This is a genomic window from Paenibacillus sp. VMFN-D1 (genome assembly GCF_003386155.1).
Lineage (GTDB): Bacteria > Bacillota > Bacilli > Paenibacillales > Paenibacillaceae > Paenibacillus_AQ > Paenibacillus_AQ favisporus.
The window spans coordinates 855392-876847 of the sequence record NZ_QRDU01000002.1; the positions used below are offsets into that span (position 1 = coordinate 855392).

Annotated in this window: 18 protein-coding genes and 1 tRNA gene; 13 read left to right on the forward strand and 6 right to left on the reverse strand. The window is 54.9% G+C overall.

The genetic code is table 11. The features are described from left to right. Positions 1-63: 63 nt before the first annotated feature. Positions 64-954: a LysR family transcriptional regulator gene (locus tag C7820_RS19445; protein WP_116232418.1), complete on the reverse strand. Its 891-nt coding sequence runs from the start codon at positions 952-954 to the stop codon at positions 64-66. Between the two features lie 146 nt (positions 955-1100). Between C7820_RS19445 and C7820_RS19450 the strand changes: the two genes are divergently transcribed. Beyond that, positions 1101-1763: an O-methyltransferase gene (locus tag C7820_RS19450; protein WP_116232419.1), complete on the forward strand. Its 663-nt coding sequence runs from the start codon at positions 1101-1103 to the stop codon at positions 1761-1763. A 3-nt stretch (positions 1764-1766) separates the two neighbouring features. Here the strand turns inward: C7820_RS19450 and C7820_RS19455 are convergent, their stop codons facing one another. After that, positions 1767-2336 carry a TetR/AcrR family transcriptional regulator gene (locus C7820_RS19455; RefSeq protein ID WP_181909117.1) on the reverse strand — a complete coding sequence of 190 codons (570 nt, stop codon included), beginning with the start codon at positions 2334-2336 and terminating at the stop codon, positions 1767-1769. Positions 2337-2575: 239 nt separating this feature from the next. Continuing rightward, positions 2576-3319 carry an SDR family NAD(P)-dependent oxidoreductase gene (locus C7820_RS19460; protein WP_116232421.1) on the reverse strand — a complete coding sequence of 248 codons (744 nt, stop codon included), beginning with the start codon at positions 3317-3319 and terminating at the stop codon, positions 2576-2578. 310 nt (positions 3320-3629) lie between these two features. Here C7820_RS19460 and C7820_RS19465 point away from each other — a divergent pair, with 310 nt between their 5' ends. Beyond that, positions 3630-5438, forward strand: a complete 1809-nt coding sequence (locus tag C7820_RS19465; RefSeq protein ID WP_116232422.1) for an Ig-like domain-containing protein — start codon at positions 3630-3632, stop codon at positions 5436-5438. Between the two features lie 178 nt (positions 5439-5616). Here the strand turns inward: C7820_RS19465 and C7820_RS19470 are convergent, their stop codons facing one another. Next, positions 5617-6363 carry a MerR family transcriptional regulator gene (locus C7820_RS19470; RefSeq protein ID WP_258875304.1) on the reverse strand — a complete coding sequence of 249 codons (747 nt, stop codon included), beginning with the start codon at positions 6361-6363 and terminating at the stop codon, positions 5617-5619. Positions 6364-6526: 163 nt separating this feature from the next. On the opposite strand from C7820_RS19470, the gene C7820_RS19475 reads away from it, so the two are divergent. Then, positions 6527-7756 (forward strand): MFS transporter, encoded by a 1230-nt coding sequence (locus tag C7820_RS19475; RefSeq protein ID WP_116232423.1) that lies wholly within the window; start codon positions 6527-6529, stop codon positions 7754-7756. A 28-nt stretch (positions 7757-7784) separates the two neighbouring features. On the opposite strand, the gene C7820_RS19480 is transcribed toward C7820_RS19475, so the two are convergent. Next, entirely contained in the window at positions 7785-8249 is a 465-nt protein-coding gene (locus C7820_RS19480) for a MarR family winged helix-turn-helix transcriptional regulator (RefSeq protein WP_181909118.1), read from the reverse strand. A 133-nt stretch (positions 8250-8382) separates the two neighbouring features. Here C7820_RS19480 and C7820_RS19485 point away from each other — a divergent pair, with 133 nt between their 5' ends. From C7820_RS19485 to C7820_RS19525, 9 genes are all read left to right on the forward strand, one after another. Then, positions 8383-9462 carry a glycoside hydrolase family 113 protein gene (locus C7820_RS19485; RefSeq protein ID WP_220376661.1) on the forward strand — a complete coding sequence of 360 codons (1080 nt, stop codon included), beginning with the start codon at positions 8383-8385 and terminating at the stop codon, positions 9460-9462. Between the two features lie 130 nt (positions 9463-9592). Next, positions 9593-9946, forward strand: coding sequence for a winged helix-turn-helix transcriptional regulator (locus tag C7820_RS19490; protein WP_234489423.1), 354 nt, complete (start codon positions 9593-9595; stop codon positions 9944-9946). A gap of 161 nt (positions 9947-10107) precedes the next feature. After that, the gene (locus tag C7820_RS19495) at positions 10108-10875 is read left to right on the forward strand and encodes a MerR family transcriptional regulator (RefSeq protein WP_116232425.1); all 768 of its coding nucleotides are present in this window, start codon (positions 10108-10110) and stop codon (positions 10873-10875) included. Positions 10876-11264: 389 nt separating this feature from the next. Further along, positions 11265-12269 (forward strand): LacI family DNA-binding transcriptional regulator, encoded by a 1005-nt coding sequence (locus C7820_RS19500; protein ID WP_116232426.1) that lies wholly within the window; start codon positions 11265-11267, stop codon positions 12267-12269. Positions 12270-12622: 353 nt separating this feature from the next. After that, the gene (locus C7820_RS19505) at positions 12623-14035 is read left to right on the forward strand and encodes an ABC transporter substrate-binding protein (RefSeq protein WP_076170295.1); all 1413 of its coding nucleotides are present in this window, start codon (positions 12623-12625) and stop codon (positions 14033-14035) included. Positions 14036-14176: 141 nt separating this feature from the next. Then, positions 14177-15259 (forward strand): carbohydrate ABC transporter permease, encoded by a 1083-nt coding sequence (locus tag C7820_RS19510; protein WP_076170294.1) that lies wholly within the window; start codon positions 14177-14179, stop codon positions 15257-15259. 1 nt (position 15260) lies between these two features. Continuing rightward, positions 15261-16352 (forward strand): carbohydrate ABC transporter permease, encoded by a 1092-nt coding sequence (locus C7820_RS19515; protein WP_089546004.1) that lies wholly within the window; start codon positions 15261-15263, stop codon positions 16350-16352. A gap of 64 nt (positions 16353-16416) precedes the next feature. After that, a complete protein-coding gene (locus tag C7820_RS19520; RefSeq protein WP_116232427.1) occupies positions 16417-18756 on the forward strand; it encodes a glycoside hydrolase family 65 protein in 2340 nt (779 codons plus the stop codon). Positions 18757-18939: 183 nt separating this feature from the next. After that, positions 18940-19024, forward strand: a tRNA-Leu gene (locus C7820_RS19525). A gap of 128 nt (positions 19025-19152) precedes the next feature. Here C7820_RS19525 and C7820_RS19530 read toward each other — a convergent pair. Further along, entirely contained in the window at positions 19153-20082 is a 930-nt protein-coding gene (locus C7820_RS19530; protein ID WP_116232428.1) for an AraC family transcriptional regulator, read from the reverse strand. Positions 20083-20240: 158 nt separating this feature from the next. On the opposite strand from C7820_RS19530, the gene C7820_RS19535 reads away from it, so the two are divergent. Continuing rightward, entirely contained in the window at positions 20241-21425 is a 1185-nt protein-coding gene (locus C7820_RS19535) for an MFS transporter (RefSeq protein ID WP_116232429.1), read from the forward strand. Positions 21426-21456 lie beyond the last annotated feature (31 nt).

A 21456-nucleotide genomic window follows, 5' to 3' on the forward strand; every position in this document is an offset into this window, starting at 1 on the left:
ACGGCTGAACTGGATTTCAGGCAATATACAGCGAAATGCAGCGCGCCAACAGTGCTTGCCGCATTACACCGGACTGCTGCGGATCAGCTCGACCAGGTTTGCGGCCGCTGGGGACAGAGGCTCATCCTTGCGGGTGCAGATGGCGATGACGTTCGTCAAACTGACGTCGTCCACATAGACCCGGCACAGCTCTCCCCGCGCCACATATTCGCGTACGACCAGCGAGGAGACAAAGTTCGCGCCATATCCGGCAATGACGGCGGTAATCGCCTCGTGCAGACCGTTGAACTGCAGCGCTACCTTTGGGGCCGGGGCGTTGTAGGTGCGGCATAGCGCGAACAGCCGCTCCCGCGTGGAGCTGCCTTCCTCGCGCATGACAAACGGCTCGCTCATCATTTCGGCAAGCGACAGGTGGCGGTTCGCAAACTTATGATTCGGCGCGACGACGAACCACAGCTCGTCCTGGAACAGCTCCTCGGTCTGAATCGTGTCCGGATATTCTTCCGGCAGCCCGCCATAGATGGCCAGGTCGGCTTCGACGCTCAGCAGCTGCCGGAGCGCCCCGCTGGAGTTGGTCGTGGTGATGCTCATCTCGACCTGCTCGTACTGCTGCTTGAACCTTGCCAGCCAGGTCGGGAGGAGAAAGTGCGCAGGCAGGTAGGTCGCCGCCAGGCGGATGTGGCCGGCCGTACCCTGCCCGTAATCCCGCGCCAGCTGCTCGATTTGCTGCTCGACGGCGAACAGCCTCTTGGCGAGCGCAGCTATTTTGTCCCCCGCATCGGTCAGCCGGATGCCCCTTCCTTGCGGTTCGAGCAGGATCAGGGACAGCTCCTTCTCGAATTTCTTGATCTGGGCGGTAATCGCAGGCTGGCTGATCTTCAGCAGCTCGGATGCCCGGGTCACGCTCCCGGTGGAAGCAATCACATGAAATAAGCGCAGGGCGTGCAGGTTCAAGATGTATCAACTCCTTATCCATTCATATCTTTAATGTATGAAAATCGGCGAAAGATATATTATTCATATCATTATAGACGATCTACAATAGAACCAGAAGCGCTTCTATCCTAAAGATGAAACCAAATGATAAGGAGTGACGGGGAATGAATCCTGTATGGGAACAAGTAGATGAGTATATTGTCGACCGGCTTTGCCCGAATGACCGGGTGTTGGAAGAAGTGATCGTGACCAACCGGAAGGCGGACCTCCCGGAAATCGATGTAACGGCGAATCAGGGGAAGTTTTTGCAGCTGCTCGTACAGATCAAAGGGGCGAAACGGATCCTGGAAATCGGGACGCTGGGGGCCTACAGCACGATATGGATGGCAAGAGGCTTAACGGAAGGCGGGCGGATCATCACACTGGAGCTGAGTCCGCATCATGCCGAGGTCGCCAAGAAGAACATCGCCCGGGCGGGGCTGGAACAGACGATCGAAGTACGCACCGGGGACGCGCTTGAACAGCTGGCCCAAATGGAGAAAGAGGGGGTGGAGCCGTTTGACCTCATTTTTATCGATGCGGATAAGCCGAACAATCCGAACTATCTCCGCTGGGCGCTGCATTTTTCCCGGCCGGGAACGGTCATTGTCGGGGACAACGTAATCCGCAACGGGGAAATTGCCGATCGGCACAGCACTGACCCGCGGGTGCAGGGTGTCCGGACGTTCTTCGATATGCTAAGCGGGGATCCGAATATTTCGGCCACGGCGCTGCAGACGGTAGGGAGCAAGGGGTACGACGGGTTTATGATTGGCATCGTGAAATAAGTGTTACTTATTCCATAAAATCGGGTTTTTGTATGGCCCGTGGAAGGAGATTTCGAGCAGCTTGGACGCCATGGTGACGGCGGAATATTTATAGTTGCTGCGAACCCACCAGACGATGCTTTCCAAATAAGCGCCCGTTGTGTAGGCAATGACGAAGGACATCTCCATGCGAAGCCCATCTTCGGACGTTTGGGATACGCGAATACCGTCTTCTACGTAATGCCTGATGATGTTTTTCACTTCCTGAATGAATAAGTCGTCCGGTTTATACACGAGCATGACTTCATAGGCTAGCTGGTTCTGAATGATATGCTCAAACAGGGCGACCATGTTTTCCGGAAGGTCCTCGGAACGCAGCTCGTCAATCCTTTTGGGATGGGTAATGGTCAAGGACTGCCTTAAATCGTTTAAAATCGCATTATGCAGGTCGACGCGCAATTCCAGAATATCTTTATACAATTTATAAAACGTAGGCCGCGTTACATGAGCTTCCTGACAGATGCGCTGAATGGTGATGCTCTTTTCGCTTTCCTTCAGCATCAGCGACAAATAAGCCCGTTGTATTTTTTTCATCGAATGCACTTGCCTTGGATCTTTTCTTTCCACCCACATCACACCTATCTTTTGGTAACTCTATACTAGCATAAAAAACGTCATTCGACGTATATTCAAGGCAGCCAGACGTCACCTGTCGATGATCTATCTTGCTATATCAGGATACCGAATAGCCGAGAAAAAAGGGACTGGCCTCAAAGGTTCGCACCATTTGAGAAGCAGTCCCTGTTTTTTGGGGATAGATAAAAATGCTCCCGTTACAGCGCCGTCCAGCCGCCATCAATGACGAGTTCCGCACCCGTCATAAATCTGGACTCGTCACTGGCCAGGAATACGACGCCATAAGCAACGTCTTCCGGCTCGCCCATGTAAGGAAGCTGGGTGTGCGCCTCATAATAAGGCATGGCGGATGCCATTGAAGGAGCGGTCATCGGCGTGACGATGATGCCGGGATGGACGGAGTTGACGCGGATCCGATCCTTGCCGTACTCGACGGCAGCGGATTTGGACAACGCGCGCAGCGCCCCTTTGGCAGCCGTATAAGGGCTAGAGCCTGCCATGCCCACAATGCCGCCGATGGATGAAATATTAATAACCGATCCGCTGCCGGCCTTTTTCATTTCAGGGATGCAGTATTTCATGCCAAGCACGCAGCCGTTCAGATTGATGTCCATGACCTTGTTCCACTCGTCCATCTCCATATCAGCCATCGTTTTGGGACTTGCGACGCCGGCATTATTCACCAATACATCCACTTTCCCGTAGAGCTCAACCGCTCTTCCTACGACCGCCTTCCATTCCTCTTCCGAGGTGACGTTCTGCTTCAGCGCCACTGCTTCGCCGCCGTTTGCGGTAATTTCGGCAACGATTTCATTGAGCTTCGCCTCGTTTAAGTCGGTTGCGACGACCTTTGCGCCTTCTTTGGCAAACAATTTCGCTTCCGCCGCACCCATTCCGTTTGCTGCCCCGGTGATGATCGCCACTTTGCCTTGTAATCTCATGCCAGATTGCCTCCCCAATATAAAGTGTAAACGAATCCTGCTTTAGATAATTTCGTTTACATCGTGTAAAATAGTTCATACAATTATTAGCACACTATCATGACGAATGCAATGGCGCTATATGCGGGCTCATTCCATCGAACTAGGTCCTGAGGGTTGCCGAGGACCTTGACCGGCGAATGGAAAACCGTTCATACGACACAGGGATTTAAGAGATTAGGGGGATACCCACCTGGATGATTTGAACCCATAATTAGAGCAGATTGAAATATTATGGAATTTAATCAGACGAGACGTGAGGGGTGCGCATATGTCCAGGTTTTTACTGCGATTTACAGGCATGATGCTGGTATTGTTGATTATGATGCCAGGGGGAAAGGCGGGGGTGGTCCGCGCGGAAAGCGACAGCCAGACGCATATCGAATGGTCCCGGGAATACGGCAGCTGGTCTGCCGGTGAAGGCGTTCTTCCCACTTCGGACGGCGGATACCTGGCTTTGGGCAGCTATACGGAAGTCGTGCCTGCCGGGGAGTGGGACGATTATGAGCAACAGGCGTATATCATGAAGCTCAGCCCGGAGGGAGAGGTGAAATGGGAGCAAAGGTTGGCCTACGGCGGTTCTAGCACCAATGAAGCGCTGTCCGCGATTGAAACCCGGGACGGCGGGTATCTCGTGTACGGAACATCCACCAATCAGGCCGGTGAGCCGTACAGCCAGATGTACCTGGCCAAACTGGATGCCGACGGCGGTCTGAAGTGGGACCGGACCCAGGATGATCCTTATATTTACAGCACGCCGAAGGCAGCGGTGGAGCTCGAGGATGGAAGCTTCGTTATCGGCGGCAAGGGCATCTCCAAGATGGGATACGAGACCGCTTACGCGCTTAAGGTCGATGGGCAGGGACAGGAGCTGTGGTATAACAAATACCGTTATGCGGAGAGCCAGTATTTTGACGATTTGATTCCGGCGGTCGACGGAGGATTGATCGCGGTAGGCGCGGTGAATACTCCGGAATACGAGGCAGGGGATCCGGACGCGCTGCTGATCATCAAATTGAATGCGGATGGGCAGGAGGTTTGGTCTAAGCAGATCAGCGATCCCCACACGGACCGGGGCGCTTTTGCGGTCATCCCCGCGGGTGACGACGGTTATTTGATCGGCAGCCAGCGGGTGGTAGACCAGCAGCGCATTACGATTCTGACGAAGACGGATCTGAACGGGGAGCCGCAGTGGGAGAAGACGTTCAAGACGGAGGGCTCGGACTATGAGGTGTTTAACAATTTGATTCCGTTAGGCGATGGCTACGCTATGCTGGGGGGCCACTATTCGGGAAGCCCTTCGAACCGGAAAATCCAGTACGATGTACTGACCGTGGACAGGGACGGCAACCTTCTGAACCGCCATTTGTTCAAGGAGGCTGCTTTATCCCGCTACGGCATCGGTGCCGCCGGTCCGGACGGAGGCGTCATCGTTCCCGGCACGGTACTGCGCGAGGAAACGACGAAGTTCCAGCTCATTAAGGTTGCCCCTTTTCAGGAGCAGGGGCCAGCGGATGACCGCAAGCCGACAAGCATTGCTTTTTCCGGAAAGGAACTGAAGCTGAAAGAAGGGGAAACCGTTCCTTCCGTGCTTGAGGCGGTATACGAGGATGGATCGCACAGCGATCTGTCCACAGCGGCGGTGTACAGCATCGAAGATGCGTCCATTGCCGAGGCGGACCCTTCCGGGCGTGTCATCGGTGTCTCGCGGGGGAAAACCTATCTGCTTGCAGAATTCCAGGGGCTGAGCGCCAGGATCAAGGTCCATGTGCTGCCTAAGGACAGCGACGAATTCGATAAGGTCAAAGGTCGGCTTCAGCTGGATTCGGACGAGTATTCTTTGGCCGCCGGCACGCAGATCGATATCCGTCTGACGGTGCTGGATTACTTGACCGGCAAGGAAACCGACGTAACCAAGCAGGCGAAGTTCCGAAGCGAGAACCCTGATATCGCGGATATCGATGCGGAAGGAAATCTGGTCGGGAAGCGGGCAGGGAACACGACGATTTATGCTTTTTATAAAGGCAGCCATGTCATGGCAGACGTGCAGGTGATGCGCTCGTCCGGCTCGGAGCGTTAAAGAAAACGTAATTGGCCGGCGTCAGCGGCACCAAAGGGGGGAGCGGGAATTCTCCAATCGCCTCCTCCCATGAATAAACCCTGAGAGAGGAAAAAAGACGGACCAGCTGCAGCTGATCCGTCTTTTTGCATCCTTCGATCCCGAAGGCATTGGATCTTGATGTCTTCCGATACGCCTGTTAAGCGTTCTGCGCAAATGCCTCGGCTGCGGTACACAGATAGTAAGACAGGCCGGTTTGCTGGGACTCCAGCATGTTCCGGTGAAAGTCGTCCTGCAGGAAAAAACGCGCCTGCGCGGCAAATGCGTCCGGTCCGGTGTCATGTCCATGCTTTTTCAAAGCCTCCAGATGCGATGCGATCAGCTGCCGGATCTGCCCGTCGTTGTATTTGACGCCATCCTTCAGCGCCTGCGCCATTCCGTTCATAAAGCGTACCGCCTCCGCGGCCTGATCGTTCATTTCGACCGGATCCACCCGGTTTTCTTCCAGCATGTCGTATCCGTAATTCTCCTGGACATGGCGGTTCTGCTCCGCCAACGCTTCTTTCCATTCCTCTTCGCTCTGAAATCCTTGGAACATATCTTTCGTATTCATCGCTTTTCCCTCCCGTGTATGTTGAATGGACTCATCCAGCGTATGGACAAGCCGCTCGAGCCGGCTCATCCGGCCTAGGAGGAGCTCCCTTTGACCGGACAAAATCTCGGCTCTGCCCGGCTGATCCTCCAGCAGCTGTTTGATTTGCTCCAGCGGAAAATCGAGCTCCTTATAGAACAAAATGTGCTGCAGACGCTCCAGTTCTTCCATGCCGTATAACCGATATCCCGCATCGGTAATCTCCCTCGGCATCAGGAGGCCGATCTTGTGGTAGTGGTGGAGCGTCTTGATCGTGACATTCGACAGCTCCGATACTTCTTTCACGGTGTACACCTGGTCATTTCCTCCTTTCGCGGTTAGTGTATAGCCTCCCCTAAGGTCAGAGTCAAGCAGGGAACCCGAAAAAAATTGTCATTGACTCTCCCCTTGGAGGAGGCTGCATCATCGAATCCGAAACGCACATGATGAAATCCAAACCAGGAAGGGAGTCTAATAAATGTTCGCTTCGTTAAGGCTGTTACATCATCCATGGATTCGCATCGTCCTCATTTCCAATCTGCTGACGCAAACCGGCATTTGGGTCCGGAACTTCGCGGTGCTGCTCTATGTGGTGAACAAGACTGGCGGCGACGCCTTTGCCGTCTCTATGATCTCGGTTGCCGAGTACGCTCCGATGTTGGTATTTGCCTTGATCGGAGGCGTGTTCGCCGACCGGTGGCGGCCGCGCAGAACGCTGATCTGGTGCGATTTGCTCGCCGCCGTCTCCATCTGGATCGTCCTCGCGGCCATGAAATCGGGTGCCTGGGAAGCCGTGTTCTTCCCGACGCTGGTATCCGCCGTGCTGTCCCAATTGTCGCAGCCATCAGGAATGAGGCTGTTTCAAGAACGGGCCGCAGCGGACTTGATCCAGCCGGCGATGTCCGTGCTGCAAACGATGTTTGCCGTGTTTATGGTGCTCGGCCCCGTTCTTGGGACATGGGTGTACCAAACTTTCGGCATCGGCGTTTCCATGGGCTTGACCGGGACTGTTTTTTTGCTGTCCGCCGCCGTGCTGGGATGGATTCCAGCCGATGCCAAGGCCGAAGGGGGCGGCCGAAGAAAAGAAACCTCGGTATTCCGGGAGATGAGGGACGGCATCCGTTATGTCACTTCGAACCGCGTACTGGGTCGGCTCAGTCTCTGTTTTGCGGCTGTCGGTCTGGGGATCGGCCTCATTTCGCCGCTAAGCGTCTTCATCGTGACCGACAAGCTCGGTCTTCCCGCCGATCACCTGAAATGGCTGTCCATCCCGTATGGCGCCGGGGAGATTGCCGGAGGGATTGCCGCGTTTGCGCTGGCCGGCCGCATGGCTCCCCAGACGCTGCTGATGCTCGGCCTGATCGTCAATGCAGCCGGGATTGCCGTCACCGGATGGTCCGGTATGCTGTGGCTCACGATGCTGGCCCAGTTCGTTATCGCCCTGCTGCAGCCGGCGATATTCATCGGTAACCAAACGCTGGTCATGCAGCATACGGAGCCCGAATACATCGGGCGGGTGAGCGGAATCCGCACGCCGCTTATGACAGGTGCCATGCTCTTGATGATGAGCCTGTCTGGCGTGCTCGCCGGACACTTACCGCTCGGAATCATCTACAGCTTGGCAGGGTTGTGCCTGCTGATCGGCCTGCTTATCGTGCTCCCACTGTACCGGCAGCGGGAATCCGCTCCCGCAAGCCGGCCCGAGTAACGGATCAAAACCGGCCGGACAGGCCGGGCTAATCCGCCTTTGAGGTATCCGGATCCAACCGGCGCAGGATTCGGGTCATCTTCTCAAGGCAGAAGCCGAGATCGCCTCGGTCCTCCTCGCTAAGACGGTCCAGCTGCTGGCTCAGCTCGTGGTGGAAGGACTCCCATCGGCTGCTTACGATTCGCCGGCCCTTCTCGGTCAAGGACAATCCGATCTGACGCTTATCCTGAGGGTCCGGCTGCTTGGTGAGACACTCCTTCTCTTCAAGCTTGGCGATCAGAGGCGTAAGCTGCTGCTTGGATATATGCAGATGTTTGGCCAGAAGGCTCATCGAATAACTATCCGGTTGATGATATAAAGCCTCGAGCACGTGGTACTGCAAATGCGTCAGCTCAGGCATCAATTGCCGCGCTGAAGGCATGTCAAAGCCGTGGTGAAGCAGCGGGATCAGCTGAATATAAGCTGCCGCAAGCCTGGAGTTGTCTGAATTCATGGCGTGTTCTCCTTCATACCTATCCATTTGACAGGTAGTAAATATTTATTTATATTATTCACGTATTAATGCAAAATATCAACAGTAATAGTAAATAAATATTAATTAAAAACGAGACAGAGGGGGAACCCTAATGACCCGCAGCATGGCCAATGATCCAATAAATCGCAGGAGCGGCGGTCCCCGCCGGAGGGGAATCAACTATGATGTCGGAACGTATACCCGGGGACCGGATCAGCCCTCATCGAGAGAACTTTTTGATCCGGAGACCGTCCGGAAGGAAATGGAGATCATCCGAAGCGAACTGCACTGCAACAGTATCCGCATTTCGGGTAGGGACGTGGACAGACTGGTGGCGGCTTCGGAATACGCTCTCCATCAGGGGCTCGAGGTGTGGTTCTCCCCGGCTCTGATCGATGAGAAAGAACAAGCGATGCTCGAGTACTACAGGGAATGTGCAATCGCTGCGGAGACGCTGCGGCGACAAGGTGCGGGCGTCGTGTTTGTGGCCGGCTGTGAGCTGAGCCTGTTCATGAAAGGGATATTGGAAGGAGCTTCGTCCTTCGACCGGATCGGGGTGCTGATGAGCCCTTGGCGGCTGCTCAAATACACCATTCGAAAGGGATCTTTTCATAAGCGTCTGAACGCTTTTCTCAGCAAAGCCGTGAACGTGATCCGGGAGCATTTCCACTGGCAAGTCACCTATGCTTCCGGTACGTGGGAACATGTGAATTGGGGTCCCTTTGACATCGTTTCGGCCGATCATTACCGCGATGCGTATAACAATAAGCGCTACCGGGAGCAGCTGCGCGCCTATTTCAAGCACGGGAAACCGGTCGTCATCACGGAATTCGGATGCTGCACCTACGAAGGGGCGCAGGACCGGGGAGGTTTTGGCTGGAACGTCGTAGATCATGGACATTCGCCCAAGCGGCTGGGGGAGGGCATCGTAAGGGACGAACAGGTGCAGGTCCGGTACATGAGGGAGCTTTTCGATATTTTTCAGGAAGAAGGGGTGGATGGAGCTTTTTGGTTTACGTTTGCCATGCCAAGCTATCCGTATGACGAAGAGCCGTCCTTTAACTTGGATACGGCGAGCTACAGCGTCGTGCGCACGTTCAAAGACGGGCGGACAGGGGCGGCCTATCCCGGGATGCCGTGGGATACGAAATCTTCCTTTGCGGCACTGGGCGAGCTTTATGATCGGCCGTAGGAATCCGGCAAGCGTACCATCCGCTCATTGACACGGGCATGCTGAAGCTATATATTCAGGGCAGCATCCTGCCGGCCAGGCGGGATAACGTCGGTACTATTTTTCTCGAACACGAGGGAGGTGAAGCACTTTGGAAGATCATGCTTTGAAATATGATCCCGAAGAGTCGGGCTCGAAAATTTGCGAGGTTTTGCAAATCCTGAAGACCAAATGGGCGTTCCTCGTTCTGGATGAACTGCTGAAGGGCCCGCAGCGGTTTAATCAGCTTCAGCGCAATGCGTCCGTGATCAAAACCCAGTCGCTGACGGATACGCTCCGGCATCTCGAACGGATGGGACTTGTGAACCGCGAGGTGTTCCCCACGGTCCCGGTGACCGTCGAATATTCGCTGACGGAGAAGGGCGCCGATTTTCAGCTCGCCTTAAAGGAAATGGAGCGATGGGTGGATAAATGGGGCGGACGGAACCCGGCTTCAGCCGAGTAATGAAACAAAGCAATTGGTCAAATGTTACTTCAAGGGCTGCACGGCATGGCTTTCGTCTGAGGGTCGGCCTGGTAAGCCCTTTTTGTTGTGTACAAAATAGGTTTGACATTGACATTGACGTTACGTAAAGGTGTACAGTGAAACCGTCAGGAGGTGATCCCATGGAATACACCGTACAGAAGCTGGGACGACTCGCGGGCGTCAGCACCCGGACCCTGAGGTACTATGACGAAATCGGTCTTCTTAAGCCGGCTAGGATCAATTCGTCAGGGTACCGGATTTATGGGGAAGATGAGGTGAACAGGCTGCAGCAAATTTTATTTTTCAGAGAGCTGGACGTAAGCCTCGACCGCATTAAGGAGCTGATGTCCTCACCTTCTTTTAACAGCAGCGAAGCTCTGAAGGAACATCGTGAGAAGCTTCTTGACAAACGCAGGCAGCTGGACCGGCTGATTGCCAACGTGGAACGGTCGATCCAGTATCAGGAAGGGAGAATAAACATGACGGATCAGCAAAAATTTGAAGGATTCAAACAACAACTCATTGACGATAACGAACAGAAGTACGGCAAGGAAATCCGTGAGAAGTACGGAGATGCGGCCATCGATCGTTCCAACGCCAAGGTGAAAAACATGACCAAGGAGCAGTATGAAGAGGTGTCGCGCCTGGCCGATGAGGTGCTGTCCACGCTTGGGCAGGCTTATCAAACCGGGGATCCTGCCGGTGAGCTCGCTCAGAAGGCGGCTGACCTCCACAAGCAGTGGCTGACGTACTATTGGAGCGATTACAGTAAAGAGGCGCATGCCGGGCTGGCCCAGATGTATGTGGACGACGAGCGCTTCAAGGCTTACTATGATGCGAAGCAGCCGGGAGCGGCGGAGTTTCTGCGGGACGCGATTCTAGTCTACACGGGGATGGCGAAGTCCTGAGCCGGGACTGGGAAGTGACCAAGTAACAAGAATACCAAGCAAGGAAAATAAGATCGCCTAAACGGCCTGGGAAGAAAAGGGCGGTCTTATTTTTTTGTAAAATATGGATTCAGGACGCTGCAGTTCATGAATAAAGAATGGAGATGCAGAGCAATGACCTTCCCGAAAGAAATCGCAAACGTTTGGCGATGTACCTAAAAGCCCTGATGGGGCTTTTTTTGCTGAGAGGACGAAGAACCTTTCCCTATGCAGCTATAGGCACCTTCAATGAGTAAAAACGTTTCGGCATAAAAAGTTGATGTAAGCGCTTAAAAAAAAGTTATTGCCAACTCGAAATACCCTTGCTATAATCGCCTTGAAAAGGTTTTCTTAAAAAGGAAGTTGCCTACATGAAACCAACAATCAGAGATGTTGCCAAGATGGCCGGTGTCTCCATCAGCACGGTCTCGCGGGTTATGAACTCGCCCGAATCGGTGGTGGAGGCCAAGCGCTCACGCGTGCTCGAAGCGATCGAGAAGCTCCAGTATCAGCCGAATGCCTTTGCCAGGGGACTGATTTACAGAAAGTCCTTCACCCTTGGGCTCCTCATCCCGGATATCGAGAACATGTACTTTGCCGGGATCATCCGGGGGATGCAGGACGCCTGCGTCAAGCTTGGATACAGCTTAATGATCTGCAACACCGACCGCGACAAGGACCGTCTGCTGTCGTACATCGACGCCTTCCGCGAGAAGCAGGTGGACGGCATCGTCTTCGCCAGCGATATCCTGTATCCGGAGTACTATGAGAAGCTCACCGCATGCCGCATCCCGTTCGTGCTGCTGTCCTCGCATTCGGACGAATTCGAGGTTCCGAGCGTCGAGGTCGACGACGAAGAGGCCGCCTATGAGGCCGTGAAGTTCCTCATTGAGCTGGGCCACCGGGAAATCGGTATGATCGGCTTCAACCATGTGAACTCGGTATCGGGGCCGCCGCGGTATGAAGGCTTCGTCCGGGCCATGAAGGAAGGCGGGCTTACCCACAACATCGAAAAGGTGGCGTACGCGGAACACCGGTTCGAGCAGGCTTATCATGCGACGCACGAGCTTTTTTCCGCCCATCCGGACATTACGGCTGTATTCTGCGTGGCGGACGAATTCGCCATGGGGACGATCTCGTATCTGAAGGACCGGAATATTCTCGTGCCGGGTCAGGTGTCGGTCGTCGGGTTCGACAATCTGCGGATGGCGAATATGTTCATTCCAAAGCTGACGACGGTGGCCCAGCCGATTTACGAGCTCGGATACCGCGCGGCGGAGAAGCTTCATGAACTGCTTACGACAGGCAGCGTGAAGGTCCCAAAGGAGATGATGAAGCATAAGCTGATCGTAAGGGAGTCATCCCGCCAGAGATAAGCAGATCTTTTTTTAGAGATCAGAAAGTAAAAGCTTCGGAGCTTCCGCTTCCAGATCTCGCAAGAAAAACTTTCGCTAAGTGCGGTCTGTCTGCTGTGAAGATATGTCGATAGCTCTTTTTTTTACACGACACTGAAAAGCTTTTCAGAAGGAGATTTCCTCCCGGATTCATGTAAGCGTTGTATTTGACGAATATGTTCAATGCTGTATGAACTGGATGTTTCAGGAGGGCGCCGAATTCAATTCTGTGAAGGGGGTGAGCGGCCGCTAAGCTAGGAACCCGTGATGGCATCCGTAACCTGAATCAGGAATCATGAATCGTTTTCTAAATGAAGAAAAGGGGATGTTCCAAAATGAAAAAAACATCAAAGCCCAAACTATCGCTGCTGATGGTGCTGGGACTGTCGTTTACAATGGTGATGAGCGCCTGCGGAAGCAGCAAGGATGCAGGTCCTTCGACAGAACCAGCTGGTACGGCGTCTAACAACGGAGGTTCGACAGCAACGGCAACCGAGCCTGCGGCTACACCGGGTTCGCCGCTGGAGGAGGCGCTTCAGGGCAAATATAAAGGCACCAAAGTGACGATGTTCGGGCCGTTTGTGGATGCAGACCAGAAGAAATTCGAGTCCAGCATCAAAGACTTTGAGGATAAAACGGGCATCGATATTCAATATGAAGGCTCCAAGGAGTTCGAGGCGACCATCAACGTCCGCGTGGACGGCGGCAACGCGCCGGATATCGCCGACTTCCCGCAGCCAGGCCTGCTGGCCTCGATCGCCAAGACCGGCAAAGTGGTGGATCTGACCAAAGTTCTGGACCAGGAGAAACTGAAGAAGAACTACAATCAAAGCTGGCTCGACATGGGGACGATGGACGGCAAGGACGGCAAAATTATGGCCGGTATCTGGAACCGCAGCAACGTGAAGAGCTTGGTCTGGTATCCGAAAAAGCAGTTTGAGGAAGCCGGCTACAAAGTTCCGGAAACTTGGGATGAAATGATGGCTCTGACCGAGCAGATCGCCAAGGACGGAGACCCGGCATGGACGATTGGCATCGAGAGCGGTGCGGCTACCGGCTGGCCGGGAACCGACTGGATCGAAAACATTATGCTGCGCACGACAACACCTGAAAACTACGACAAATGGGTCAAAGGCGAGCTGCCTTTCACCTCGCCTGAAGTGAAGAACGCGTTTGAACTCATGTCCAAAATCTGGATGAACAAGGATTATGTCTATGGCGGCACCAAATCGATCGTGACGACCGCTTTCGGCGATGCGCCGAAGCCGATGTTCGAGAATCCTCCGAAAGCCTGGTTCAACCTGACAGGCAACTTTATTACCAGCTTCTTCCCTGAAACGGCCAAGGTCGACCAGGACTACGACTGGTTCTACCTGCCGCCGATCGATTCGAAATACGGCAAACCGGTGCTTGTGGCCGGAGACATCTATGCCATGTTCAACGACCGTCCGGAGGTCCGTGCGGTGATGGAGTTCTTCACGACCGGCGAATCGATCAAGTCGTGGGTGCAGTCCGGCGGCGTGATTGCTCCGATGAACGACGCTTCGCTCGACTGGTACACATCCGAGTCCGACCGCCGCATGGCGAAGCTGGTCCAGGATGCGACGACCCTCCGTTTTGACGGTTCCGACCTGATGCCGGGCAAAGTGGGCGCCGGCACGTTCTGGAAGGGCATGACCGACTATGTCAGCGGCACCGCGACGCTGGATGAGGCGCTGAAGCAAATTCAGGCCGGCTGGAACAACTAACCGCAGCCGCTTAGCTTTTTGGCAGCGGAGAGGCAGGGATGGGCAACCAAAGAGGCTGATCGGGTTTAGCGATCCGTCGGCCTCTCTTTTTCCTCCCCGCGTTTGATCTACCCATGAAGTCGTCTGTTTAGGAGGATACCTATGAATACGCAAACGAAACCGGGATTCAGCATCAAGGCACTGCTCATCTTTCTGGGCGTCCTGATCGCCAATATCGCCGTCAACGGCGTAATTTTCGTCTTTTTCCGGGATTCGTCCCTGAACCCGCTGCTTACCGCAGTGCTGGCCGTTCTATGGGGCGTTCTGGGCGTTTACTTGATTTACTATACGTTTACCTGGGCGGTGGAGAAGTTTCCCGACCGGATCAGCCGCAGCGTGCTCCCGTATGTGTTTATCGGGCCGGCGGTTCTGGTGCTGGGCTGGCTGCTCGTGCTGCCGGCGCTGCGTACGCTGTACCTGAGCTTTTTCAATGCGTCTTCTGATAAGTTCGTCGGTCTGGGCAACTATATCGCCATTTTCAGCGACCGGCTGCTCGCGACCGCGCTGCGCAACAACCTGCTGTGGGTTTTCGTCGGAACACTGGCGTGTGTCGCCTTTGGGCTGCTGATTGCCATTCTTGCAGACCGGAGCAGTTATGAGCGGATCGCAAAATCGATCATTTTCATGCCGATGGCCATTTCCTTCGTGGCGGCCGGCGTCATCTGGAAGTTTGTGTACTATTACCAGCCGGGAGACGAGCAGATCGGCCTCCTGAACGCCATCGTCATGGCGCTCGGCGGTGAGCCCCAGGCTTGGGTCAGCATGCTCCAGCCGTGGAACAACTTCTTCCTGATCATTATCCTGATCTGGATGCAGACGGGCTTCGCCATGGTCATCTTCTCGGCGGCCATCAAGGGCGTGCCGGACGATATTCTGGAAGCCTCCCGCGTCGACGGAGCCGGCGAAATCCGCATTTTCTTCCGCATCATCATTCCGTTTATTTCGACGACGATTCTGACCGTCACGACGACGATCATCGTGTTCACCCTGAAAATTTTCGATGTGGTCATGGTCATGACGGGCGGACAGTACGGCACGGAAGTGGTGGCGACCCAGTTCTATCGGCAGTTCTTCATGTACCGGAACTTCGGCTACGGCTCAACGCTGGCCATCGTGCTCCTGATCGCCGTCCTGCCGGTCATCATCATCAATTTGCGCCAGTTCCGCAAGCAGGGGGGATTCTGACATGGCAGGCAAAAAGAAAAGAAGAAGCAAAAAGTGGATCGTCAACATCGTGCTCGGCATCATCTGTTTCGTATGGCTGCTGCCGACGCTGGGGCTGCTGATTTCGTCCTTCCGTCCGGCTGCGGATATTTTGGAGACCGGATGGTGGAAGGTATTCCCTCACCAGGAATGGAAAACGAAGGACACGATTCAGCTGTCCAAGGATGTCGACCTGCGCGGGCCGATCGAAGTGAACGGCCAGACGTATACGGACGACCAGCTCAAGAGCGGCGTCATGCAGGACGGAAAGCGGCTGACCTGGGAAAACCGCCGCGCACGCGAAATCAGCGTGCAGGATCAGGGCTGGGTCGGCTCGTCCAAACTGACGCTCGATAACTATAAAAACGTGATCACAGGCAAGGAATATACGATCAAAAATGCCGACGGCAGCGAGTCGAAGGAGAAGGGAACCGGCTTATCCCAGGCGTTCTGGAACACGCTGACGATTGCGGTTCCGGCGACGGTCATTCCGGTCCTGATCGCATCCTTCGCCGCCTACGCCTTCGCCTGGCTGCGTTTTCCGGGGCGCAAGACGCTGTTCGTCGTCATTATCGCGATGCTGGTCATTCCGATTCAGGTGGCGCTCATCCCCGTGCTGAAAGATTATACTTCGCTCGGCCTGAACGGCAGCTACCTCGGAATCTGGCTGGCGCATACGGCGTTCGGCCTGCCGCTGGTTACGTACTTTATGTACAACTTCATCAGCCAGCTGCCAAAGGACTTGTTCGAATCGGCCTTTATGGACGGAGCTACCCACTTCACGATTTTCAGCCGGCTGATCCTGCCCTTGTCGGTCCCGGCGCTTGCTTCCATCGGCATCTTCCAGTTTCTGTGGGTATGGAACGACTACCTCGTCTCGCTGATCTTTATCGGCAACCAGCCGGAAGTGCAGGTCATGTCGATGAAAATCGCCGATTTGGTCGGCTCCCGCGGCAACGACTGGCACCTGCTGACGTCCGCCGCCTTTATCTCGATGCTGATGCCGCTTGCGATCTTCTTCCTGCTCCAGAAGTACTTCGTCAGAGGACTGATGGGCGGATCGGTGAAAGGTTAACGGTACCGCTGGGTAACATGAACATATAATGAAGCCCTTGCGGCGTAAGGAGCTGAAGTCGAAGATGAGAATGGAAACGTATGTGAGGCCGCAGCCGTTGTACCCTTATGAGGCATGGAGTCTGTCCGAGGAAACGTATGACGAGGCAAACAACCAGCGCAGCGAAAGCCTATTTGCCATCGGCAACGGATATATCGGCATGCGCGGCAATTTCGAGGAAGGCTTTTACGGCATGTTGGGCACCTCCGTCACCGGCAACTATCTGAACGGGTTCTATGACTCCGAGCCGATCGTGTATCCGGAAGGGGCGTACGGGTATCCGGAGCGGAATCACGCGATGCTGAACGTGACCAACGCGCAGCGGATGGAGCTGCGGATCGAGGGCCAGCTGTTCCATCTGAACAGCGGCGTCGTCCACGACTACCGGCGGGAGCTGGACATGAAAAAGGGAATGCTGACGCGCGAGATCGAGTGGGAAGCACCCGGCGGCCAGCGTGCCCGGATCCGGATCCGCCGGTTCGCCGCCCTCCAGCACAAGCATTTGGCGGCGATCCATTATGAAGTCACCGCCCTTAATTTCAGCGGGGCCATCAGCCTGATCTCCGCGCTGGACGGTAAGATCGCATCGCAGAACAACAACGGCGATCCCCGTCTGGGCGCCGTCAAGGCTGAGCCGAGCTTGCTGCTCGAAGATGCGGGCCGTGACGGAGAGCTGACCTGGATGAGACAGCGTACGCGGCATTCGGGATTCGTTCTCCTGACGGCCATGAGCCATGATCTGCAGACGAGTCAGCCCTCCCAGACTTCGGCGTGGTCGGAGAACGAGTATGCGGCATCCGAATTTACCGTTTCACTCCGGCAGGGGGAGAGCGCAGCCCTCACCAAATACGTCACGTACCATACGTCCAAGGATTATGCCGAAGGGGAGCTGCTTGTCCGTGCTGAAGAGGTTCAGCGGATGGCTCGGCAGTCGGGGTTCGAGGTGCTTGCCCAAGAGCAGCAGTCTTTTCTCGAACAGTTCTGGAAAACCGCCGACGTGGAAATCGCCGGCGACCCTGCACTGCAGCAGGGCATCCGCTTCAATGCGTTTCAGCTGCTGCAGTCCGTCGGCCGGGACGGCGTGACCAATATCGGCGCCAAGGGTCTCACAGGCGAAGGATATGAGGGCCATTACTTCTGGGATACGGAAATGTACATGCTGCCGTTCTTCACCTATACCCGGCCGGATATTGCCAGGGCGCTGCTGCATTTCCGCTACGCCACGCTGGACAAAGCCCGCGAACGGGCCCGGGTCATGTCGCAGAAGGGTGCTTTGTTCCCTTGGCGGACCATCGACGGGGAAGAGAACTCGTCGTATTATCCCGCCGGTACGGCCCAGGCTCACATCAACGCGGACATTGCCTACGGGATCAAGCAGTATGTGTCCGCCACCGGAGATTCCGATTTCCTGCTGAATGAGGGCGCCGAAATATTGTTTGAGACGTCGAGGTTCTGGGTGGACCTTGGACACTTCAACCCCGCCCGCGACGGAAGGTTCTGCATCGACGGCGTGACCGGACCTGACGAGTATACGGCCATCGTCAACAATAACGCCTATACGAACCTTATGGTGCAGGATCAGCTGCGCTACGCGGTGCAGGTAGCCGGCTGGCTGGCGGAATCACATCCGGCGGAAGATCAGCGCCTGCGGGCGGCGATCGGCCTGACGGACGAGGAAATCGCGCTTTGGGGCAGGGCAGCGGAGAACATGTTCGTGCCGTATGATGCCGAACTCGGCATCTATGCGCAGGACGATACGTTCCTGACGAAGGCCAAATGGGATTTTCAGAACACGCCGGCCGACAAGTACCCGCTGCTCCTGCATTTTCATCCGCTCGTCATCTACCGCCACCAGGTGCTGAAGCAGGCCGATCTGGTGCTGGCGCTTTTCCTGCTCGGCGAACGGTTCACGATGGAGGAGAAGATCCGGAACTACCGCTACTATGAGCCTTTGACGACGCATGATTCCTCACTGTCGCCGTGCATTCACAGCATCGTCTCGGCCGAGATCGGCGAACTCGAAGAAGCGTATGCTTATTTCGACCGGACGGTGCGCATGGATCTGGATGACATCAACCGGAATGCCAAGGACGGGCTGCATACGGCGGCCATGGCCGGGTCCTGGATGTCCATCGTATACGGGTTTGCGGGCATGCGCCTGGTAGACGGCATGCTGGAATTTGCGCCGGCGCTGCCGGGGCAGTGGGACAGCTACCGCTTCCGGATCATGAACCAGGGCCGGCTTCTGGAGGTGCTTGTCGACGCGGAAGGAACGGGATACGGACTCCTGGAGGGGGAACCGCTGCAGATCCGCCACAAGGGGGAAGAGCTGACCCTTGAGGCAGGGAAAACGGTCAGAAGGTAACGGAACACGGCGGAGTTTTGGAACGAAGGACACCGGGGAATCACCCGGCAGATTCGTCCCGGAACTCCGCTTTTCAACTTTATAAAAAAAGTTTGGCGAAACGCTTGACGATGATAATGGATCCATGGTAAGATCTATCTTGTCGCTAAGAAAAAAACATTTCGAACGTGACCAACTGAATATGCGGTCGTGGCGGAATTGGCAGACGCGCACGGTTCAGGTCCGTGTGGGCTAACCCCCCGTGGAGGTTCGAGTCCTCTCGACCGCATCGTTGATAGGATCATGTGATTGCTGAAAGGCAATGCATGATCCTATTTTTATGTTTATTTACGCCGATAGGCGTTTTTTTTATTCTCTTCAGGATTGTGATTACAGACTGAGCCGGGGGCTTTTGGATCAGGGCACCCGGCCTAACTGCTCCCGAAGCCGCGTGATGTCGCTGATCGGCGGAAGGCCGAAAAGCCGGGCGTATTCGCGGCTGAATTGGGACGGACTTTCGTAACCGACTCGAAAAGCAACATCCGCTGCATCGGCAGATTCGGATAACAAGAGACGGCGGGCCTCCTGCAGCCGCAGCTGCTTTTGGTACTGCAGCGGGCTCATGGCCGTGACCTCCTTAAAATGACGGTGCAGGGAGGAGGGGGCCATATGGGCAGCGGCCGCCAGCTCATCGATCCGCAGCGGCTCCATGTATTCCCGCTTCAGCTGCTCTACCACCACGGCAATCCGGTTCGAGCTGCTTCCCCTCAAGGCCATTTGCCTTAATACGTCTCCTTGCTCTCCCTGCAAAACCCGATATAAGATTTCACGAACGATGAGCGGTGCCAGTATCGGTATATCCTCCGGGTTATCGAGCAGGCGTGTAAGCCTGACAGCCGCGTCCAAGAGAGGAGCAGTCGATTGTTCTACGAATAACCCCCGTTTCGAACGGAGCTTCTTCCGGGATACCGGATTAGCCTCGTTTACTAAGTCCAAAGCATCTTTTAGGTTTAGTTTAAGCCTGAAGCACAAATAAGGCACATCAGGCGATGCTTCAATAATCTGTGCGGAGACGGGCAAATCCAGGGAGATAACCAGATAGCTGGACGGCCCATACGTAAAGCTCTCGTCTGCAAGCATGACCACCTTCGAACCTTGGGTGACGATGCACAGCTCCGGTTCATGGACCGAAAACGAAGGGAACGTCGTTTTCGAACTGCGAATCAGGGAAAGGGAAGGAATGAGCGTCTCGTGAATGCCGTCTCCGTCCGTATGTTTTTCCATCAATAGGGACAATTCCTTTTGATACGAAACCAGGGAATTGGCGTGGTTGGATAAATCCCGCATGAATTGTTTTCCCCTCCTTATCTATGTCCATTATAAACCCTGTTGGGTCCAGCGATGAATCGTTTTGAGAGAATCAGGCAATCATTTGCGATTTTTAGACTACCTCTGCTTTTTTCAGCTGGTTCATAATCAGGTTGAAAGAAAGGAGAGGAAGAGGAATGGATAAGCGCATTTTCATTCTGGCGCTGGCTGCCTTTACAGTAGGCTCCGTTGAACTGGTCATTGCCGGGATTTTGGATATGATCGCCCGGGACCTTCGCGTTTCCGTCGGTGTGGCCGGCCAACTGGTTTCGGTGTATTCTCTGGTTTTCGCCTTAGGATCCCCCGTCTTGATCGCTTTAACTACGAAGGTTGAGCGCCGAAGGCTGCTGGTCATCGCCATGCTGGTGTTTACGGCTGGAAATATCATGTCTATGTTAAGTCCGAATTTTACGATGCTGCTGCTATCCAGGGTTATTCTGGCGGCAAGCTGCTCCATTGTTGTCGTTCTGTCGATCACCCTGGCTTCGGGGATTGTGACACCTGAAGCAAAAGGGCGTGCCATTGGAATGATCTTTATGGGAATCAGCGGCGCCCTCGTGCTCGGCGTTCCGCTGGGGACATTGATCGGCGAGGCTTGGGGCTGGCGGGCAACCTTTGCTTTTATTGGTGTACTTTCGTTCATTGTGACGATATGCATCATGAAATTTCTGCCCCAAGCGGTGTCCCCGCCTAAGCTTCCGATGCGGGAACAGCTGCGTACGTTGGGAAATTCTAAAATTGTGTTCGCCCATCTCGTCTCCATTCTGCAAATGACGGGCCAGTTTACGATCTATGCCTATATCACGCCGTTTTTACAGACCATGTTGAACCTGTCTCCCGGTCAAATCAGCTTCGTCTTGCTGGTTTATGGGCTCGCCGGCATTGCAGGGGGATGGATTGGAGGGTGGGCGGCCGACCGCTTTGGGGCGGCCCGGACAATGATCGTCACGCTGCTGCTCCACGCCATGGCGATCCTGCTTCTGCCCTGGGCAGCTGCCTCCATGCTGCGCTTGCTGCCCGTCGTCATCGTCTGGTGTGCGTTTAACATGGCGCCAAGTCCGGCTATTCAAAGCTATTTGGTGCGGCTTGCACCAAAGTCGGCGGACATCCAACTCTCCCTGAATACCTCCTCGCTGCATCTCGGCGTAGCTGCGGGATCTGCCATCGGCGGCGTGGTGATCAGCCGTTATGAGGTTACGGCCAATGCCTGGATCGGAGGTCTGTTTGTTATCCTGGCTATAGTTTCAGCCATCGTTACCCTGTACAGAGGCAGGGTGATTCATAGTAAAAAAGATAACTCCCTTCAGGAGAATCCCTCCTGAGAAAGCCGTCTCTGCCATGTAAAAGGTAACC

What these genes read in the sequence shown, in the direction of transcription:
- C7820_RS19480 (WP_181909118.1), bottom strand. Translation starts at nt 8,249, where the DNA reads ATGAATTCAGACAACTCCAGGCTTGCGGCAGCTTATATTCAGCTGATC.
- C7820_RS19485 (WP_220376661.1), top strand. Translation starts at nt 8,383, where the DNA reads ATGACCCGCAGCATGGCCAATGATCCAATAAATCGCAGGAGCGGCGGT.
- C7820_RS19515 (WP_089546004.1), top strand. Translation starts at nt 15,261, where the DNA reads ATGGCAGGCAAAAAGAAAAGAAGAAGCAAAAAGTGGATCGTCAACATC.
- C7820_RS19530 (WP_116232428.1), bottom strand. Translation starts at nt 20,082, where the DNA reads ATGCGGGATTTATCCAACCACGCCAATTCCCTGGTTTCGTATCAAAAG.
- C7820_RS19465 (WP_116232422.1), top strand. Translation starts at nt 3,630, where the DNA reads ATGTCCAGGTTTTTACTGCGATTTACAGGCATGATGCTGGTATTGTTG.
- C7820_RS19500 (WP_116232426.1), top strand. Translation starts at nt 11,265, where the DNA reads ATGAAACCAACAATCAGAGATGTTGCCAAGATGGCCGGTGTCTCCATC.
- C7820_RS19505 (WP_076170295.1), top strand. Translation starts at nt 12,623, where the DNA reads ATGAAAAAAACATCAAAGCCCAAACTATCGCTGCTGATGGTGCTGGGA.
- C7820_RS19450 (WP_116232419.1), top strand. Translation starts at nt 1,101, where the DNA reads ATGAATCCTGTATGGGAACAAGTAGATGAGTATATTGTCGACCGGCTT.
- C7820_RS19475 (WP_116232423.1), top strand. Translation starts at nt 6,527, where the DNA reads ATGTTCGCTTCGTTAAGGCTGTTACATCATCCATGGATTCGCATCGTC.
- C7820_RS19510 (WP_076170294.1), top strand. Translation starts at nt 14,177, where the DNA reads ATGAATACGCAAACGAAACCGGGATTCAGCATCAAGGCACTGCTCATC.
- C7820_RS19455 (WP_181909117.1), bottom strand. Translation starts at nt 2,336, where the DNA reads ATGAAAAAAATACAACGGGCTTATTTGTCGCTGATGCTGAAGGAAAGC.
- C7820_RS19520 (WP_116232427.1), top strand. Translation starts at nt 16,417, where the DNA reads ATGAGAATGGAAACGTATGTGAGGCCGCAGCCGTTGTACCCTTATGAG.
- C7820_RS19535 (WP_116232429.1), top strand. Translation starts at nt 20,241, where the DNA reads ATGGATAAGCGCATTTTCATTCTGGCGCTGGCTGCCTTTACAGTAGGC.
- C7820_RS19495 (WP_116232425.1), top strand. Translation starts at nt 10,108, where the DNA reads ATGGAATACACCGTACAGAAGCTGGGACGACTCGCGGGCGTCAGCACC.
- C7820_RS19460 (WP_116232421.1), bottom strand. Translation starts at nt 3,319, where the DNA reads ATGAGATTACAAGGCAAAGTGGCGATCATCACCGGGGCAGCAAACGGA.